General features: G+C 64.6%; 16 protein-coding genes and 2 riboswitches. Of the genes, 13 read left to right on the forward strand and 3 right to left on the reverse strand.

The window, feature by feature from the left end; genetic code table 11:
• Nucleotides 1-66 precede the first annotated feature (66 nt).
• Genes ACF8MI_RS03100 through ACF8MI_RS03110 form a run of 3 tightly spaced genes read left to right on the forward strand, consistent with a single transcriptional unit; the run spans nt 67 to nt 3352 of the window.
• Nucleotides 67-1215, forward strand: coding sequence for an LLM class flavin-dependent oxidoreductase (locus ACF8MI_RS03100; protein WP_200929319.1), 1149 nt, complete (start codon nt 67-69; stop codon nt 1213-1215).
• A gap of 17 nt (nt 1216-1232) precedes the next feature.
• On the forward strand, nt 1233-2297 hold the full coding sequence (locus ACF8MI_RS03105; RefSeq protein WP_164524383.1) for an ABC transporter substrate-binding protein: 1065 nt from the start codon (nt 1233-1235) through the stop codon (nt 2295-2297).
• A complete protein-coding gene (locus ACF8MI_RS03110; protein WP_104835112.1) occupies nt 2294-3352 on the forward strand; it encodes an ABC transporter substrate-binding protein in 1059 nt (352 codons plus the stop codon). Before ACF8MI_RS03105 ends, ACF8MI_RS03110 begins: the two co-directional genes overlap by 4 nt.
• Before the next feature lie 54 nt (nt 3353-3406).
• On the opposite strand, the gene ACF8MI_RS03115 is transcribed toward ACF8MI_RS03110, so the two are convergent.
• On the reverse strand, nt 3407-4606 hold the full coding sequence (locus ACF8MI_RS03115; protein WP_200929318.1) for a sugar transporter: 1200 nt from the start codon (nt 4604-4606) through the stop codon (nt 3407-3409).
• Between the two features lie 205 nt (nt 4607-4811).
• Between ACF8MI_RS03115 and ACF8MI_RS03120 the strand changes: the two genes are divergently transcribed.
• Complete coding sequence (locus tag ACF8MI_RS03120) at nt 4812-6128, forward strand: hypothetical protein (RefSeq protein ID WP_156868027.1); 1317 nt, start codon at nt 4812-4814, stop codon at nt 6126-6128.
• Nucleotides 6129-6265: 137 nt separating this feature from the next.
• Here the strand turns inward: ACF8MI_RS03120 and calA are convergent, their stop codons facing one another.
• Nucleotides 6266-7318 (reverse strand): vanillin reductase, encoded by a 1053-nt coding sequence (gene calA / locus ACF8MI_RS03125; protein WP_104835115.1) that lies wholly within the window; start codon nt 7316-7318, stop codon nt 6266-6268.
• A gap of 181 nt (nt 7319-7499) precedes the next feature.
• Here calA and ACF8MI_RS03130 point away from each other — a divergent pair, with 181 nt between their 5' ends.
• Nucleotides 7500-8405 (forward strand): AraC family transcriptional regulator, encoded by a 906-nt coding sequence (locus tag ACF8MI_RS03130; protein WP_060498223.1) that lies wholly within the window; start codon nt 7500-7502, stop codon nt 8403-8405.
• Between the two features lie 64 nt (nt 8406-8469).
• Here ACF8MI_RS03130 and thpR read toward each other — a convergent pair whose 3' ends face one another.
• Nucleotides 8470-9015 carry an RNA 2',3'-cyclic phosphodiesterase gene (gene thpR / locus ACF8MI_RS03135; RefSeq protein WP_060498224.1) on the reverse strand — a complete coding sequence of 182 codons (546 nt, stop codon included), beginning with the start codon at nt 9013-9015 and terminating at the stop codon, nt 8470-8472.
• Nucleotides 9016-9173: 158 nt separating this feature from the next.
• On the opposite strand from thpR, the gene lpxO reads away from it, so the two are divergent.
• The 8 genes from lpxO (at nt 9174) to ACF8MI_RS03175 (ending at nt 18236) form a co-directional block, all read left to right on the forward strand.
• Complete coding sequence (gene lpxO / locus ACF8MI_RS03140; protein ID WP_060498225.1) at nt 9174-10073, forward strand: lipid A hydroxylase LpxO; 900 nt, start codon at nt 9174-9176, stop codon at nt 10071-10073.
• Nucleotides 10074-10193: 120 nt separating this feature from the next.
• Nucleotides 10194-10538: a carboxymuconolactone decarboxylase family protein gene (locus ACF8MI_RS03145; protein ID WP_013973174.1), complete on the forward strand. Its 345-nt coding sequence runs from the start codon at nt 10194-10196 to the stop codon at nt 10536-10538.
• Nucleotides 10539-10616: 78 nt separating this feature from the next.
• On the forward strand, nt 10617-11186 hold the full coding sequence (locus ACF8MI_RS03150; protein WP_104835118.1) for a GNAT family N-acetyltransferase: 570 nt from the start codon (nt 10617-10619) through the stop codon (nt 11184-11186).
• Between the two features lie 56 nt (nt 11187-11242).
• Nucleotides 11243-11451, forward strand: a riboswitch (cobalamin riboswitch).
• Nucleotides 11452-11559: 108 nt separating this feature from the next.
• Nucleotides 11560-13686, forward strand: coding sequence for a TonB-dependent siderophore receptor (locus ACF8MI_RS03155; protein ID WP_200929317.1), 2127 nt, complete (start codon nt 11560-11562; stop codon nt 13684-13686).
• Between the two features lie 203 nt (nt 13687-13889).
• Nucleotides 13890-15056, forward strand: a complete 1167-nt coding sequence (locus ACF8MI_RS03160; RefSeq protein ID WP_060498227.1) for a DUF1624 domain-containing protein — start codon at nt 13890-13892, stop codon at nt 15054-15056.
• A 59-nt stretch (nt 15057-15115) separates the two neighbouring features.
• Nucleotides 15116-15315, forward strand: a riboswitch (cobalamin riboswitch).
• A 109-nt stretch (nt 15316-15424) separates the two neighbouring features.
• Nucleotides 15425-16435 carry an ABC transporter substrate-binding protein gene (locus tag ACF8MI_RS03165; RefSeq protein WP_060498228.1) on the forward strand — a complete coding sequence of 337 codons (1011 nt, stop codon included), beginning with the start codon at nt 15425-15427 and terminating at the stop codon, nt 16433-16435.
• Nucleotides 16435-17451 (forward strand): iron ABC transporter permease, encoded by a 1017-nt coding sequence (locus ACF8MI_RS03170; protein WP_164524379.1) that lies wholly within the window; start codon nt 16435-16437, stop codon nt 17449-17451. The genes ACF8MI_RS03165 and ACF8MI_RS03170 overlap by 1 nt, the downstream gene beginning before the upstream one ends.
• Entirely contained in the window at nt 17448-18236 is a 789-nt protein-coding gene (locus ACF8MI_RS03175) for an ABC transporter ATP-binding protein (RefSeq protein WP_164524378.1), read from the forward strand. The genes ACF8MI_RS03170 and ACF8MI_RS03175 overlap by 4 nt, the downstream gene beginning before the upstream one ends.
• Nucleotides 18237-18242 lie beyond the last annotated feature (6 nt).

Here is an 18242-nt window from a genome sequence, read left to right on the forward strand (position 1 = left end):
GCCGTCCATGGCATAGCCGTTGCACCACCCTCCCCACTCGCACACTCTCCCCCTTCAGGAGCCCCCATGACCACCGAATTCTTCTGGCGCCTGCCGCTGGGCACCGACGGTCCGCAGCTGTCCACCGATCGCCACAACCGCGGCAACCCCGTGCATCGCCCCGGCAACATTGCCCCCGGCCGGCTGTCGGGTGGCCAGGCCGACGGTTTCACCTACATCGACTACATCGCCCAGGTAGCCAAGGCTACCGAACTGGCCGGCTTCGAAGGCGCACTGCTGCCCACCGGCCCGGAGCCATGGATCGCCGCCGCTGCGCTGGCCCGCGAAACCCGCCGCATCCGCTTCCTGATCGCCTTCCAGGCCACCTGGACGCTGCCCGCCTATGCCGCGCAGCAGGCAGCGATCCTGCAAAACCTCAGCGGTGGCCGCCTGGACTGGAACATCATCACCGGCGGCAACCCGGCCAGCCAACGGGCCAATGGCGACTTCCTGGAACACGACCTGCGTTACAAGCGCACCGGCGAATTCCTCGACGTGATCCAGGGCCTGTGGCAGAACGACACGTTCTCCTACGCAGGCGATATCTACCGTCTGGAAAACGGCAGCCTGCCGCCGGGCCTGCAACACGAACGCAAACCGGGTGTGTACTTCTCCGGCTTTTCCGATGCTGCGTTGGACGTGGCCGCGCTCCATGCCGATGTGTACCTGAACTGGGCCGAGCCGATTGACAAGCTCAAGCCGCACATCGAACGCGTACGCGAGCTGGCCGACAAGCAGGGCCGCACCGTGCGTTTCGGCCTGCGGGTCGACCTGTTCGCCCGCGAGACCGAAGAACAAGCCTGGCGCGAACTGCGCCAACAGTTCGAGCGCCTGGAAGGCAAGGCCAGCGCCTCGGCCAAAGGCTTCATAACCGGCTCGGACTCCGTCGGCGGTGCACGCCAGGCAGCCTATCACCAAGGTTTGCAGGGCTTTGAGGAACTGGTCCTGGCACGCAACCTGTGGGCCGGTTTCGCCAAGGCCAAGCCTGGCCCCACCGTAGGCCTGGTGGGCAGCCACCAGCACATTGCCGAACGCCTGGCCGAATACCGCGATGCCGGTTTCAGCACCTTCATCCTCGCCGCCAACCCGCACCTGGAAGAAGCCCTGCGCATCGGCCAGGAAGTGCTGCCGCTGGTGCAGCAAACCACCCCAGCCCCCTTGCAGGCCAGCGCCTGAACCTACCGGAGCACACCATGAGCCAACCCCTCGATACCCTGTGGTACACGCGCTGTCCGGTGCCCACCGGCCTGGGCATCGCCGTGCAGCAAGGCTGGCTGCAGGACGACCTGGCCAGCCTTGGCACCCAGGTGCAGTCCTTGCGCGAAGCCGACCAGCAGGCCGTGCGCGAATCGCACTTCGACCACAGCTTGCTCAATTCGGTACGCCACGGCGGCAGCATCCCGGCCATCTGGGCCCGCGCCCAAGGGCGTGACACCCGTGTGATCGGCCTGTCGTGGGCCGATGAAGCGCAGTTGATCCTGACGCGACCAGACAGCGGCATCCACACCGTAAAAGACCTCAAAGGCCGCCGCTTTGGCCTGCCTGACTGGGCCTCGGCACAGATCGACTTTACCCGCGCCCAGGCCCTGCGCGGGCTGGAAAATGCCCTGAAGCTCGAAGGCCTGCAAGTGGGCGACGTGGAGCTGGTCAACTACCGCTACGACGGCACATTCAGCGACCGCCCGGTGCGCAACGTGGCCGGTACACCGGTGTCCAGCACCCAGAGCGAAGGCCGCAACCTGGAACTGGCCGGCCTGCTGCGCGGCGAGGTGGACGCCATCTTCCTCAAGGGCGCCAGTGCCGCGCAACTGGCCCACGCCTTTGCCCTGCGCACGGTGATCGACACCGGCAGCCACCCCGACCCGCTGATCCGCAGCAACAATGGCACGCCGCGCACGCTGGCGGTAGACAGCCACCTGCTTGAGCAGCATCCGCAGGTGGTGCGTACCTTGCTCGGCTCGGTACTGCGCGCCGAACATTGGGCCCACCAGCACCCGGATGAAACCCGCCGCTACCTGGCGCGGGAAACCAACAGCAGCGAATACTGGGTGCAAGTGGCCTACGGCGCTGACGCCCACCTGCGCCTGAGCACCCGCCTGGACGAGCAGGCCATCGACGCCCTGCAGGACTTCGTCGAGTTTCTCAAGCGCTGGCGCTTCATCCCTGCCCGCTTCGAGGTGCGCGACTGGATCGCCCGCCAACCCCTGGACCAGCTGCTGGCCCCCCTTCCCATGGACAGGAAACCCGCGACCCCATGACCAAGCCCCTGGAAACCCTCTGGTACACCCACAGCCCCGTGCCCACCGGCCTCGGCATTGCCGTGCAGTCAGGGCGACTGGCCGAGGCCTTTACGCCGTTCGGCACCAATATCCAGTCGTTGCGTGAGTCCAGCGAACGCGAAGTACGCGAAGCCCACTACGACCACCACCTGCAGAACTCGGTACGCCATGGCGGCAACATCCCGGCGATCTGGGCCTACGCCAGTGGCGTCGAGACCCGTGTACTGGGGCTGTCGTGGAGCGATGAAGTGCAGCTGATTCTCACCACCGAAGAAAGCGGTGTGCGCAGCATTCGCGACCTGAAGAACCGCCGCTTCGGCCTGCCCAAATGGGCCAATGTGCAGATCGACTTCACCCGCGCCCAGGCCCTGCGCGGGCTGGAGAATGCCCTGAAGCTGGAAGGCCTGGCGGTGGCCGATGTCGAGCTGGTCGACTATCCCTACGGCGGCACTTACAGCGACGATGCCAAGCAGCACCTGTATGGCGCCGAAGTGAGCCTGGACACCAGCCGCTTCAGCCGTCGCAACAACGAGCTGATCGGCCTGCTGCGTGGCGATATCGATGCCATCTTCCTCAAGGGCGCCCATGCGGTGCACCTGGCCCACGAGTTCGGCCTGCGCGTGGTGGTCGACACCGGCAGCCATCCCGACCCGCTGATCCGCAGCAACAACGGCACCCCACGCACCCTGACCGTGGACCGGCACTTGCTGGAAAACCACTTCGATGCCAGCTGTACCTTGGTCGATACGGTGCTGCGCACCGAACAGTGGGCCTGGGCCAACCCGGAAGAAACCCGGCGCTTTCTGGCGCGCGAGCTGAACACCAGCGAGTACTGGGTGGCGGCGGCCTATGGCGACGATGCGCACCGGCGTTTGCGCACGACGCTGGACAGCCGCTCGATCGAAGCGCTACAGGACTTTACCGAGTTCCTGTTCAGGTGGGGGTTCATACCGCGCCGCTTCGATGTCCGGGAGTGGATTGATTTTCGGGTGCTGGAGCATGTGATCGGCTCGACGTCTCGGTTGGCGGTTTGAATGCCGGGGCGCGCCTTGCGCCCCTAAGCCACACACGTGCGCGCCAGGCGCGGGTCAGTGCGCCAGTGCCTGGCGGAACCGTCGGGTGCTGGCAACCGCCAGCACCAGCCCGATGACTGCCACGCTACCGCCCACAAGGCCGATATCCGCCACGTCCATCTGGCTGCTGACGATACTGCCCAGCAGCGCGCCACCACCAATACCGATGTTGTAAATGCCCGAGAACAACGCCATGGCCACATCGGTGGCGTCGGATGCCAGCTTCAACGTCTTCGACTGCAACGACAGGCTGAAACTGAGAATCGCCACACCCCAGAACATGCTCAGTACCGCGAACGCATAGAAGTTGCCCGACAGCGGCAGCAACAACAGCAGGCACGCTGCCAACAGGCCGATCGAACCCACCAGGAAACCATGGGGGAAGCGGTCGCTGTAGCGGCTGAACAGCAACGAACCGAACACCCCGGCACTGCCAAACAGCAGCAGCAACAGCGTGGTGCGCTCACCGCCAATCTGCGCCACATGCAGCGCGAACGGCTCAATGTAGCTGTAGGCGGTGAACTGCGCCGTGATCACCAGCGTCACCAGCGCATAGGTAATGACCAGCGCCTGGCGCTTGAACAGGATCGGCAGGCTGCGCAACGAGCCGGAGTTCTGGCTGGGCAGCAGCGGCAGCGATTTCATCAGGCACAGCATGGTGGCCAGCGCCACCCCGGCAATGCTCAGGAAGGTGATGCGCCAGCCCAGCGCCTCACCCACCACGCGGCCCAGCGGAATGCCCAGCACCATGGCCAGGGTGGTGCCAGTGGCCAGCAGGCCCAGCGCCTTGGCCTGCTGGCCCGGTGGTGCCACGCGCACCGCCAGCGAGGCCGTGATGGCCCAGAACACCGCATGCGCCAAGGCAATACCGATACGGCTGACCAGCAGCATGGCAAAGCTCTGCGACAGCCACGACAACAAGTGGCTGACAATGAACACCAGGAACACGCACAGCAACAAGCGCCGCCGTTCGACGTTACGGGTCAGCAGCATCATCGGCAGCGAGGCCAGCGCCACCACCCAGGCATAGATGGTCAGCATCAGGCCGACCTGGGCAGTGCTCATGTCGAAGCTGCGGCCAATGTCACTCAACAACGCCACCGGCACGAACTCGGTGGTGTTGAAGATGAAGGCTGCCAGGGCCAGGGCGATGACGCTCAGCCAGCTGCCGCCGCCCGCCGTGGGTGGCTGGTGGGTGGGTATGGGTCCGTTCATGGGTGCAAACCGCTTCTCCGCAGACAAGGCAACAGGTCGCACGCCAGCCACCCGCTTGCAGGGGCGCCGACGCACGCTTTGTTATTGATAGGAATGCCCGGCATGGTACGCGTCAAGCCGGAGCCTCACAACCGCGTGGTAGGCAGAAGGAGTACCATGCGCGTTTTGTGTGAAACGCGCGTGCAACAAGGAGCCCGATCCGCTCATGGACAAGCAGCACCCCCAGCAGCAGTGGCAGCAGGCGGTAACTGCCTACGCCCAAGCCGTCAACGACTACGTCGCGCAGGGCCGTGCGCAAGGCTGGGATAACCTGGAAGCGCCACAGGCGCCAGCCACCGGGCACTTGCTGGACGCCTGGCTGGCTGCCCTGCAGGCCGCCAATCGCCCTGGCGTCGACGAACAGCAGCGCCGAGCGTTTCGCGAGGCCTGGCCACCCGCACACCACCCCTTGGCACCGTTGCTCGATGACCACGGCCAAGGGATCAGCCATGTCCTGCTGCTGGAGGACGGCAGCCTGCTGGCCCGCATCGGCATGCCTTACGACAAGGGCCAGATCGTGCGTATCGACTGCCATGGGGTGACGCCGGTGATCGGCATCGAGCACTTCGGCCGCTGCCCGGCCCGCCGCTACTTCGCCCTGGCTAATGCCGAGGGCGTGCGTGTGACCGACGGCTGGGGTGGCCCGCAAGTACAGCGGTTGGCATGGCCAAGCGGGCTTGAGGGGTTGCCGTCGGGGTACCCGTTCGAGCCGTTCGACCTGCCGCCCGCGCCAACCGCGCTGGTCCCCTTCCCGGATGGCCAGCGCGTGCTGCTGGTAAGCGCCGAAGGGATCTTCGTGCTGACCACTCAAGGTGCGACTCGCCTGCTGCCGCAACAAACGCGGGTGCTCGACGAGCTGGCCGAAGGCACCGACCCGGACGACATCAGCCTGAGACTGAGCATGGAGCATGGTGCGGTATCGGCGGATGGCCAGCTGATCGTGGTGGGCGAGCAAGGCACCCGCCACCAGGTGCTGGATGCCCAGCTCAGGCCGGTTGCCGAGATCGGCCCAGGCAGCGAGTACCCGCACTTTGCGTTGTTCAACCGCACGGGTGACCAGTTGATCGTCAATGCCTGCCATTTCCATAGCGGTGCAACGCTGGCAGTGAAGGTGGCGGACTTGCCGGGGCTGGATACCGATTACTACAGCCAGGACCCGCGTACCCCGCTGGTGCAGGACGGCGCCAGGGTCTATGCCGGGGTGGCGCGCGATGGCGAGTACATTGTAGGGGATGCCTATGGCTACCTGCGGGCGTTCGGCGAGGATGGTACCGAACATTGGCAGCATTACCTGGGGTCGACCATCAGTGCGATGGATATCAGCGCCGATGGGCAAACGCTGGTGGCGGCGAGCCATGCGGGGGTTGTGTCGGTGATCGCGCTGGACAGCGGGCGGCCTGAATGGCAGATCGGCACCGGGGCGCATGGCGAGGTGCGGCGGTGGTTGTTCTGGAAAGGTTGGGACAAGGCGATGGCCTGGTAACGGCTCCAGCCGCTTTATTGCCTGTACTGGCCTCTTCACGGGCAAGCCCGCTCCCACAGGGACCGCACAGACTTTGAAAACTGTGCAGTACCTGTGGGCTTGCCCGCGAAGAGGCCGGTACAGACAACCGAAAATAATCAGCCCTGCAAAGTGGCCATGTCGATTACGAACCGGTACTTCACATCACCGGCAATCATACGCTCGTACGCCTGGTTGATATTGCGAATATCCAGCATCTCGATATCGCAACGGATGTTGTGCTCGGCGCAGAAGTCCAGCACTTCCTGAGTCTCGGCAATGCCCCCGATCAACGACCCCGCCAGCACCCGGCGCTTCATCACCAGGTTGGCCGCGTGCACCGCCGGGTCGATCGGTTCGATCAGGCCGACCAGAATGTGCACACCGTCGAACTTCAGGGTTTCAAGGTACGGGTTGAGGTCGTGCTGTACCGGAATGGTGTCCAGCAGGAAATCGAACCGGCCGGCAGCAGCGTGCATCTGCTCGGCATCGGTGGACACGATCACGTGATCGGCGCCTTGGCGGCGGGCCTCTTCGGCCTTGGCCTGGGACCGGGTGAACAGGGTCACTTCGGCACCCAGGGCCTTGGCCAGCTTGATGCCCATGTGGCCAAGCCCACCCATACCGAGGATGCCGATTTTATGGCCCGGGCCGACGCCGTGGTGCTTGAGCGGCGAATAAGTAGTGATGCCGGCGCACAGGATAGGCGCCGCGCTGGGCAAGTCCATGCCAGCCGGAATGCGCACCACGAAGTGCTCGCTGACCACGATGCTGCTGGAATAACCGCCCATGGTGTTGCTGCCGTCGACCCGGTCCGGGGTGGCGTAGGTCATGGTCGGGCCTTCCAGGCAATATTGCTCCAGGTTCTTGGCGCAGGCTTCACAGTGGCGGCACGAGTCGACCATGCAGCCGACGCCCACCAGGTCACCGACCTTGTGCGCAGTCACCTGGCCGCCCACCGCCGTGACGCGGCCGATGATTTCGTGGCCGGGCATCAGCGGGTACACGGCAATGCCCCATTCGTTGCGCGCCTGGTGGATATCGGAATGGCACACGCCGCAGTAAAGGATTTCGATGACGACATCGTCCGGGCGTGGGTTGCGGCGCTCGAAGGTGACAGGGGCCAGGGGGCTGGTGGGGGTTTGGGCGGCGTAACCGATGGCGGTATACATGCAGGGCCTCGCAGTAAAGTGAAACGATTCAGGCGGCGCATTTTGCGCGCCGTTTGCTGCCTCGCACACGGCTGATTCTCCGGCATGCATGCCTGATTCTCCGAAGATTCCCCCCAGCATCTGGCGCTACACCTTCAATCTGCGATGATTAGGCTGTCCGATTCTCTGCCCCTGGTTCACCATGCAACTGACCCGCCACGTCGACGCCAACGCGCCGCTCTGCGCGCTGATCCGCAGCCTCGCCACGCGCCCTGGCTTCGTCCCCACGCACCTGCCCCAGGTACAGGTGCTGAGCTGGGACCACTATGTGGCCAGCAGCCCTCAGATCTACGAGCCCAGCCTGATGATCCTGGCCCAGGGCAGCAAGCTGGCGCGCCTGGGGCCGCGTACCCTGGAATATGGCGCCGGGCATTACCTGGTGCAGGCGTTGTCGGTCCCGTTCATGTGTGAAACCTTCGCCACACGTGAAGCGCCCTTGCTGGGCGTGGCGGTAGACATCGACCGTGGCGTGCTGAGTGAACTGGTGCAAAGCATGGACCTGGCACCGGACGCTGCAGTGCAGGCACAAACCCCGCAATCAATGACTTCGGCAGCGCTGGATGCGCCGATGCGCGACAGTGTGGAGCGGCTGCTGCACTGCCTGCAGGACCCGCTGGATGCCAAAGTGCTGGGCCCGGCGCGCGTACGCGAAGTGCTGTACACCGCCCTGCGCGGCCCACAGGCCGGTGTGTTGCGGGCACTGGTGGAGCAACAGGGGCACTTCGCCCGCATCGGCGCCGCCCTCGCCCACCTGCGCGCGCACTACAGCGAGCCGCTGAGCGTGGAGGCACTGGCTGCGCGGGCAAACATGAGCGTTTCGACCTTCCACGAACACTTCAAGCGCTGCACCGACATGGCACCGATGCAGTACCTCAAACGCCTGCGGTTGTTAAAGGCGCAGCAGATGCTGATCGGTGAAGGCCTGGGGGTGGCACAAGCTGCGCACCGGGTGGGCTACCAGAGCACCTCGCAGTTCAGCCGCGAGTACAAGCGCCAGTTTGAACGCAGCCCGGGGGATGAGTCGCCGTATCAGAGCTTGCCGGTGTAGCAGACCATCACCGCGTTTAGAGCCATGGCATTGATTGCGGGCTTGCGCGCAGCTTTGCCCAGCGTCAACTCGAAAGCGGCCACTGTTCCAATGGCCAGTAAGATCCCTTACGCGACTCGTATAGCGTGAAGTGGCGTGCCGAGAGGTAGAACTCCGGCGCGCTGCAGGCTTCGGGCGGTTGCCCACGGTAATCCCTGGACAGCGTCAAGTGCGGGCGATATTCACGGCTGGCGGCCTCCACCCCCAACGGCAGCAACGCCTGCTGCAACCCGTACACCAGTTGCAACAGGGCCGGCGGTGTCTGCTGTGCCTCCAGCACCAAAGCGCTGGCCCGCTGCCACACCTGCAAACGGTCGAGCAACAGCCGTGGCGGCGCAGTCGGCAGCGCCAGTTGATCGACCGCCGCACAGATCGCAGGCACCTGCGCGGCATCCACGTCACCAAGAAACAGCAACGTGACATGAAAGTTGGCCGCCGACACCGGTTTGCCGCTGCGCAGGTTCAAACCCCGGCGCCACTGCGCCAGGGCACGGCGCTGTACATCGCTGACCGGCAGGGCGAAAAACAGCCGTTTGAAGGGGCTACCGCTGGGTCGTGCATCCTGAACCATACAAACTCCCGAACATGAAACGTTTGCGCAAGACTGTAGGGCATTACACCAATGTCGCCCCGTCGTTTCGTAACAATAAGTACAAACTGCCCCCATGATTGTTTATGCTGGCTGGCTTATGCCATGGCGCATGGCCATTTTTCGACAAGTAAACGTCCATGAAAATTGCACTCGTACTTATCTTCGTCCTCTCGATCGCCTATGTTCACCTTCGCGGTCGGGTTCGTCACAAGCTGACCCGCCAGCTGGGCGACCATTCCAGCTTCCTGGCCCCGGTCAACAGCTTCCTGTACCTGTTTTCCAAGCTGCCGGCCAAGCCTTACCTGCCGGTCGAGGCCTTCCCCGAACTCAAGCCGCTGCAGGACCACTGGCAGGAAATCCGCGAGGAAGGGCGCCAGTTGCTGCATGTGGGCGAAATCAAGAAGTCCGACAATTACGATGACGTCGGTTTCAACTCGTTCTTCAAGACCGGCTGGAAGCGCTTTTACCTGAAGTGGTACGGCGAAAGCCACCCGTCGGCAATGGCCCTGTGCCCACGTACCACCGAGCTGCTGCAAGGCATCGGCACCGTCAAGGCCGCCATGTTCGCCACCCTGCCGCCGGGCGCCAAGCTGGTGCGCCACCGTGACCCGTATGCCGGCTCGTACCGCTATCACCTGGGCCTGGATACGCCAAACGACGACGGTTGCTACATCGACGTGGACGGCGAGAAGTACTCGTGGCGCGACGGTGAGGGGGTGATCTTCGACGAAACCTACATTCACTACGCGGCCAATACCACCGAACACAACCGCATCATCCTGTTCTGTGACGTCGAGCGCCCGCTCAAGTACCGCTGGGCAACGGCGTTCAACCGCTGGTTCAGCCGCAACGTCATGGCCGCCGCCGCCGCGCCCAACGGTGACGGCGACAAGACCGGTGGTATCAACCGGCTGTTCACCCGCATCTACAAGATCCGCGAGCGTGGCAAGGCACTGAAGAAGCGCAACCGCATGCGTTACTACCTGGAAAAATGGGCCGTGGTCGCGGCGTTGGTGCTGGTGTTCATCTACATCTGACCGGTTTATGCAGGCCCTTCTACCATCGGCCTGCGTACACCCACCAAAGTACAAGCCTCACACTTGCCACACTTCGACTAGCCTGAAAGCTCCACTCGCAACCACCCCAAGGTGAAGACGATGAGCATGATGGACTGGGACGCCTACCGTAAGCAGTTGATGGCCGGCATCGGCGATCTCAAGCAACTCTCCCCCGACACCGTGGCCGGCTACATGACCGCCAGCGGTGCGGGGGCCAAGACCAACCACCTGGACGCCAAGACCCGCGAGCTGATCTCTCTGGCGGTGGCTGTGACCACCCGCTGCGACGGCTGCATCGCCGTGCATTCGCAGCAGGCGGTCAAGCATGGCGCCAGCCGCGAGGAAATTGCCGAGGCCCTCGGCGTGGCCGTGGCCATGAATGCCGGTGCCGCGCTGGTCTACTCGGCGCGGGCCATGGATGCTGTGGGCAAGGCCAACGGCTGAGCACAAACGGCGCCGCCGCCCTTGCGCGACGGCGCCGCGCGACCCAGACTGGGCGGCTTAGCCCGCGCAGGAACCCGCATGATCCACATTCGCCCCATGACGCCCGACGATTTCGATCGTTTCTGGCCCACCTTCCAGGCCATTGTCCAGGCCCGTGAAACCTATGCCTTCGACCCCGCCCTAAGCTTCGAACAAGCCCGCCAGTTGTGGCTGGAACTGCCCTTGCACACGCTGCTGGCCGAAGAAGATGGCGAGCTGCTGGGTTCGTATTACCTCAAGGCCAATGCTGCCGGGCCTGGTGCGCATGTGGGCAATTGCGGCTACATGGTCTGCGAACAGGCGCGTGGCCGTGGCGTGGCGCGCCTGATGTGCGAGCACTCGCAGAAGCTGGCACGTCAGGAGGGCTTTCTGGCCCTGCAGTTCAACTCGGTGGTGGCCAGCAATGAAGTGGCCGTGGCGCTGTGGCGCAAACTGGGCTTCGAGACCGTTGGCCGCTTGCCCAAGGCTTATCGCCATGCCCGCCTGGGGCTGGTGGACTGCCTGGTGATGTACAAATGGCTGGCGGACGAGCCGGTGGTGGAGAAGCCGCCATTGCTGATCGGGCGCAAGAATATCGAAGCGCGGGTGTCGCGCCGGCGCGGGCGCTGATCGGCCAACCGCGCTCACCCACACCGCGCATTTGACGCCCCGGCGTTTCAATGGTCAGATGCGCGCCAGTTTCAGGTGCCCTGTACCGCCGCGTGCAGGGTGAAACGGGAAGCCGGTGCGTCGTATCGACCACGACAAGTCCGGCGCTGCCCCCGCAACGGTAAGCGAGCGAACCCTTCGACATACCACTGTGCATGAGCATGGGAAGGTGAAGGTTTCATGCCCCTCGCAAGCCCGGAGACCGGCCTGGAGCTTCACTTGGCAACCCGCGGTGGGCGGGCGCAGGCCGGTATCCGTGCGCGCGCCTGCCTGCACGGTGCGCCTTTGCGTGTTTTCCACCGGGATCCATTCATTCCTGCAGCAGTGGAACGACATGTCCCGTATGTTCAAGCTTCATCCCCTGGCGGCCTGCCTGGCCGTCGCCCTGCCAGCCCTGGCCGATGACCAGGACCGACAGCCCCTGGCCCTGCCCTCCACGGCCATCACCGACACCCTCGACAGCCACGCTATCGACCTGGTCACGCCGACCCAGGCCGGCTCGCGCCTTGGCCTCAACGCCCTGGAGACGCCGGCCAGCACCAGTAGCATCAGCACCGAGCAGATCCAGCAGCGCAACAACCTCACGGTGCAGGACGCCGTGACCCGTTCGCCGGGCATCACCTTTGTCGGCTCCCCGGGCGACGGCGGCACGGGCCTTTCTGCTCGCGGCTTTGCCGGGCACAGCTCGGTGATGACCCTGTTCGACGGCGCACATCTGTACACCGGCGCCGGCACCCAGACCTTCCCTGTCGACCCGTGGATGGTCGAGCGCATCGACGTGATTCGCGGCCCGGCTTCGGTGCTGCATGGCGAGGGCGCCACCGGTGCGGTGGTCAACGTGATCCCGAAAAAGCCGTTTGCCGGCGAAGTGCGTAACCACCTGCGCCTGGGGTACGGTTCGTGGGACCGCCAGCAGCTCGGCCTGGACAGCGGTGGCAGCCTCAGCGAACGCCTGAGCTACCGCCTGACCCTGAACCAGCAAGGGGGCAATGGCTGGGTCGACCGCACCCCTTCGCGCAGCCTGGCCCTGAGCGCCGCGCTGCGCTTCGACGCCAGCGACGACCTCAGTTTCACCCTTGCCCACGACCGTGGCGATGCGGAGCCAGCCAACTACTACGGCACGCCACTGATCGATGGCCACTACCGCAGCAGCCTGCGCAAAAAAAACTACAACGTGCAGAACGACGTGCAGCACTACGTCGATGAATGGACCCGGCTGAACACCGACTGGACGCTGAACGACCACCTCAGCGCCAGCAACCAGCTGTACTACATCAAGAGCCGCCGCCACTGGCGCAACGCCGAAGACTACAGCTGGGACGCCGAGCGCCAGCAGTTGCAACGCGGCAGCTACCTGGAGATCAAGCACAACCAGGAGCAGTTCGGCGACCGCCAGACCTTTACCTTCGACCACACCCTGTTCGGCCTGGCCAGCAAGACCGTGGTGGGCGCCGAGTACAACAAGGTGCGTTTCAACGTCGACAGCAATGCCCCCTACAACGACGTGGGCGGCGACTACATCGACCCGTGGCAGCCGCAACCTGGGTGGTTCCACAGCGCCTCGCCCCTGCGCCCGCAAACCTTGTCCACCACCCACACCTTCGCCTTGTTCGCCGAGAACCGCCTGCAGCTGAGCGATCGGTTGTCGTTGGTCACGGGCGTGCGCCGCGACCAGAACCACATCGACCGCGACAACCTGGTCGATGGCAGCCGCAGCGACCACAGCCTGCAAGGCGGCAACTGGCGCGTCGGCCTGGTGTATGCGTTTACCGACGACCTATCGCTGTACGGCCAGTACTCCACCAGTGAGGATGGGGTGAACAACCTCATCAGCCTCAGCCCGGCCCAGATGCGCTATGACCTGACCGAGGCGAAACAGACCGAGGTGGGCCTGAAGCAACGCTTCTGGGACGGTCGCGGTGAATGGACGTTGGCGGCCTACCACATCGTCAAGAAGAAGCTGCTGGTTGACGACCCGATCACCCACGAGAGGCAGCAGGCCGGGCAGCAGACGTCTGATGGCCTGGAAGCAACCCTGGAACTGGCGCTGGCGCATCAGTGGCAGGTGTCGGCGAACGCATCGCTGGTGCGCGCCAAGTATGATGACTTTGACGAAATGGTCGGTGGTGCAGCGCAGGACCGTGCGGGCAATCGCCCGGCCAATGTGCCACGGCGGACTGCCAACCTGTGGCTGAGCAAAGGCTTCGGGCAGCAGGTGGAGGCCGGCATTGGTGCGCGTTATGTGGATGAGCGCTTTGCCAATACTGCCAATACCCAGAGCGCGCCTGGGTACACCGTGGTCGATGCCAGTGTTGCCTGGCAAGTGCTACCGGACGTGCGGCTGGGGTTGCAGTTGAACAACCTGTTTGATCGTGAGTATGTGCAGTCGGCGTTCAGTGGGCAGCAGTGGTTGATGGGGATGCCACGATCGTACTTTGCGACGGTGGATTACAGCTTCTGATTCAGGTTGCCTGTACCGGCCTCTTCGCGGGCTCGCCCGCTCCCACAGGGATATCACAAACATTGAAAACTGTGGTGTACCTGTGGGAGCGGGCAAGCCCGCAAAGAGGCCGGCACAGGTAACACAAAACCCTCTACCAACCTCTAACCAATTAGCTATAAGATAACGTTTTACATGACATTCATTCCTATCAGCGACCCTCCATGACAAGCGCCAGCGCCACCCCCACCCTGCTCACCCAGCGCCTGCAGAGCATCGACGCCCTGCGCGGCCTGGTGATCCTGTTCATGCTCCTGGACCACGTCCGCGAAACCTTCTTCCTGCACCGTCAGGTCAGCGACCCGATGGCTATCGACACCACCGAGCCGTCGCTCTTCATCAGCCGCACGCTGGCCCACCTCTGCGCGCCAGTGTTTGTCCTGCTGACCGGCCTTTCGGCCTGGCTGTACGGCGAAAAGCATCAGGGCCGTGGCGATGTGTCGGCGTTCCTGTTCAAACGCGGTCTGTTTCTGGTGGCGCTGGAGTTTACGCTGGTCAACTTCGCCTGGACCTTTCAGCTGCCGCCCAGCGTCATCTACCTGCAAGTCATCTGGGCGATTGGCATCAGCATGATCGCCCTGTCGCTGCTGGTATGGCTGCCACGCGCCGCCCTGCTGACCCTGGGCGCAGTCATCGTCGCCGGCCATAACCTGCTCGACGGCCTGCACTTCGGCGTGGAATCGGCCTTGCATGTACCGTGGGCGATCCTGCATGACCGTGGCTGGCTGGCGTTTTCCGATACCCTGCGCCTGCGCACGTCCTACCCGGTGCTGCCGTGGATCGGCGTCATCGCCCTGGGCTACGGCCTGGGCCCGTGGTTCGCCCGTGGCAGCGAGGCCGGCGAACGTCAGCACCGCCTGCTGCTGGCCGGGCTGGTCGCGTTGCTGGGCTTTGTCGTGTTGCGAATGTTCAACGGCTATGGCGAGGCGCCCTGGAGCGGCTACCCAACCTTCACGCAAACCCTGATGAGCTTCTTCAACATCACCAAATACCCGCCGTCACTGCTGTTCCTGGCACTGACCCTGGGCTGCGGCCTGCTGTTGCTGCGCGCCTTCGAGCGCGCCGGCCAGGCCCGCTGGATCAGCGTGCTGGCGGTGTTTGGTGCTGCGCCGATGTTCTTCTACCTGCTGCACCTGTACGTGCTGAAGCTGCTGTACCTGGCCAGCGTGGCGCTGTTCGGCCTCAACCATGGCGACTATTTCGGTTTCGATGGTATCGCCGCCGTGTGGCTGGGTGCCGTCCTGCTGGCCGCGTCGCTGTACCTGCCGGTGCGCAAGTTCGCCCGCCTGAAAGCGCGCCGTCGCGACATCACCTGGCTGAAGTATTTCTAGCTGCAAGAGGTGGCAGCGTACGCCTGCTCGCTTCTGCTTGAAGCTTGAAGCCGAAGGCGTCTAAGATGCGGGCCGCCGGTTTCCACCACGGAATTAATAGGGAATCCCAGGCCCGCCAACACGGGCCAAACGGAACTGCCCCCGCAACTGTAGGTGCCGAGCCTGCTCCATCGATGCCACTGGGCGTAATAGCCCGGGAAGGCTGGAGCCGGGCCATGACGCACCAGTCAGGAGACCTGCCGGCCTACTTATACCAACCGGCGGGGTGTCCGGGATTGGCCATCTGTGTTGCCCCTGCCAACGGCGGGGCGCGGCGATGCCTGTCCGTGCGTTCCTCACCCGAACTGTCCGATAGGAGATCGCCCAGCATGCTGCCCCGTTTCGCCACCCTGCTCGCCGGCCTCGGCCTGACTGGCCTGGCCCAGGCCGCCGCCACCCATTACCCGCTTACCGTCGAGAATTGCGGCAGGCCGCAGACGTTCGCCCAAGCGCCGCAACGCGCCGTCACCATCGGCCAGGCCGGCACTGAAATGCTCTACGCACTGGGCCTGGGTGACAAACTGGCTGGCACCTCGTTGTGGTTCAACAACGTACTGCCCGAATACAAGGCGCAGAACGACAAGGTGCCGCGCCTGGCCGACAACGACCCAAGCTTCGAGGCGGTAGTGGGCAAGCGCCCGCAACTGGTCGCGGTACAGTTCGAATGGATGGTCGGCGCCCAGGGCGTAGTCGGCACCCGCGAACAGTTCGACGAACTGAAGATACCCACCTACCTGCTGCCGTCGGACTGCGAAGGCAAGGACAACCTGGTCGGCGCCGACGGTACTCGCCTGCAAGCGTTCCAGGTAGGCAGCATCTACAAGAGCGTCAGCCAGCTGGCCGAGATCTTCGATGTGCAAGACCGCGGCACTGACCTGAATGCCGAGCTTAAAGGCCGCCTGGACAGCGCCAAGGCACACCTGGCGGGCAAGGACCTGTCCGCCACCTCGGCACTGTTCTGGTTCTCCAGCGCCGACCTCGACATCGACCCGTACGTGGCCGGCCGCCAGGGCGTCGCCGACTTCATGCTGCGCACCCTGGGCGTGCGCAACGTGGTCGAGTCCACGGAGGAATGGCCCACCGTAGGCTGGGAAACCTTGGCCAAGGCCAACCCCACCTGGCTGATCATCGCGCGCATGGACCGTCGCCGCTTCCCCGCCGACGACTACCAGAAAAAGCTCGAATTCCTGCGTAGCGACCCGGTTACCCGCAACATGGACGCGGTGAAGCATGACCGCATCATCATCCTCGACGCCGACGCCATGCAGGCCGGCATCCGCCTGTTCAGCGGCCTGCAGACGTTGTCTGCCGCCTTTGCCAGCGGTAAAGCGGCCCAGTGATGATTCGCCTGTTACCTTGCATCGCGGTCGCCCTCGCAGCCCTGCTGGCCGCCTTGCTGGCCGGCACCGCCATGGGTGAAACCAACCTGTCGCCCCGTGTGGTTGGCCAGGTGCTGGCCAACCACCTGTGGCAGGCCGGCTACCCGGTCGACCCGATCGACGCCGGCATCGTCTGGAACTACCGCCTTACCCGCACCCTGGTCGCCGCTGCTTGCGGTGCCGGCCTGGCGACGTGTGGCGTGATCCTCCAGGCGCTGTTGCGCAACCCCTTGGCCGAGCCTTATCTGCTGGGGCTGTCTGCCGGCGCCTCGACCGGCGCGGTGCTGGTCGGCCTGCTGGGGCTGGGTGGCCTGGCATTGAGCATGTCCGCCGGGGCGTTCATCGGCGCACTGGCCGCATTCACCCTTGTTCTGGTACTGGCCCGCGCGGCCGGCCCCGGCAACAACAACGCCCAGGTCATCCTTGCCGGCATTGCCGGCTCGCAACTGTTCAACGCGCTGACCGCCTTTCTGATCACCAAGTCGGCCACTGCCGAACAGGCACGCGGCATCCTCTTCTGGCTGATGGGCAACCTCAGCGGGGTACGTTGGCCATCGGTGTGGCTGGCGGTGCCGGTGGCACTGTTCGGCCTGGTGGTGTGCCTGTTGCACCGCCGCGCGCTGGATGCTTTTACCTTCGGCGCCGATTCGGCTGCTTCGCTGGGCATCCCGGTGCGGCGCACCCAGCTACTACTAATCAGTTGCGCGGCGCTGGTGACGGCGGTGATGGTGTCCATCGTCGGTGCCATCGGTTTTGTCGGGCTGGTGATTCCCCATGCCCTGCGCCTGCTGCTCGGCCCCGGGCACAGCCGCCTGCTGCCCGCCAGCGCACTGGGCGGCGCGCTGTTCCTGATTGCCGCCGACGTGCTTTCGCGCACCTTGATTGCAGGCCAGGTGATCCCTGTGGGAGTGGTCACCGCGCTGATCGGGGCACCGGTCTTCGCGCTGATTCTGGTTAGCCGCCGGGGGCGCTCATGACCGTCATGACCGCTGTACAGGTTTCGCCCCTGAGTTGCCAGGGCCTGGGGTTGCAACTGGCCGGCAATACCGTGCTCAGCGGTATCGAGCTGAGCGTTGTCGCGGGTGAAACGCTGGGCATTGTCGGCCCCAACGGCTCAGGCAAGTCTTCGCTGCTCAAGTTGCTGGCCGGGCTGCGCAAGCCGGCCAGCGGCAGCGTGCAACTGCTGGGCGAACCGCTGGCACAGCTGCCCCGCCGCCGTGTGGCGCAGGCCCTGGCACTGGTCGAACAACAGGCCGACACCCTCGATGCAATCCGTGTGTTCGACGCCGTGGCCTTGGGCCGTACACCTTGGCTGTCAGCACTGGCTCCGTTCTCACAAGAAGACCGTGTCATCGTCGAGCAGGCGCTGGCTGACCTCGACGCCCTGCACCTGCGCACACGCCTTTGGGGCACATTGTCCGGTGGCGAGCGCCAGCGCGTGCACATCGCCCGCGCCCTGGCGCAACGGCCGCAAGTACTCTTGCTGGACGAGCCGACCAACCACCTGGACATCCAGCACCAGCTAAGCCTGCTGCAACAGGTTCAGGCCCTGCCGGTCACCACCCTGGTAGCGCTGCACGACCTCAACCAGGCGCTCACCTGCGACCGCGTGGCCGTACTCGACAAAGGCCACCTGGTCGCCCTGGGCAAACCCCTTGAAGTGCTCACCCCCGAGCGCCTGCTGAACACCTTTGGCGTTCACGCCCATTACCTTACCGACCCCTTCGACGGCGCGCGCATCCTGCGCTTTCGCGCCCCCTGAACCAGG

The sequence above is a fragment of the Pseudomonas sp. yb_9 genome (genome assembly GCF_043103635.1).
Taxonomy (GTDB): Bacteria; Pseudomonadota; Gammaproteobacteria; order Pseudomonadales; family Pseudomonadaceae; genus Aquipseudomonas; species Aquipseudomonas monteilii.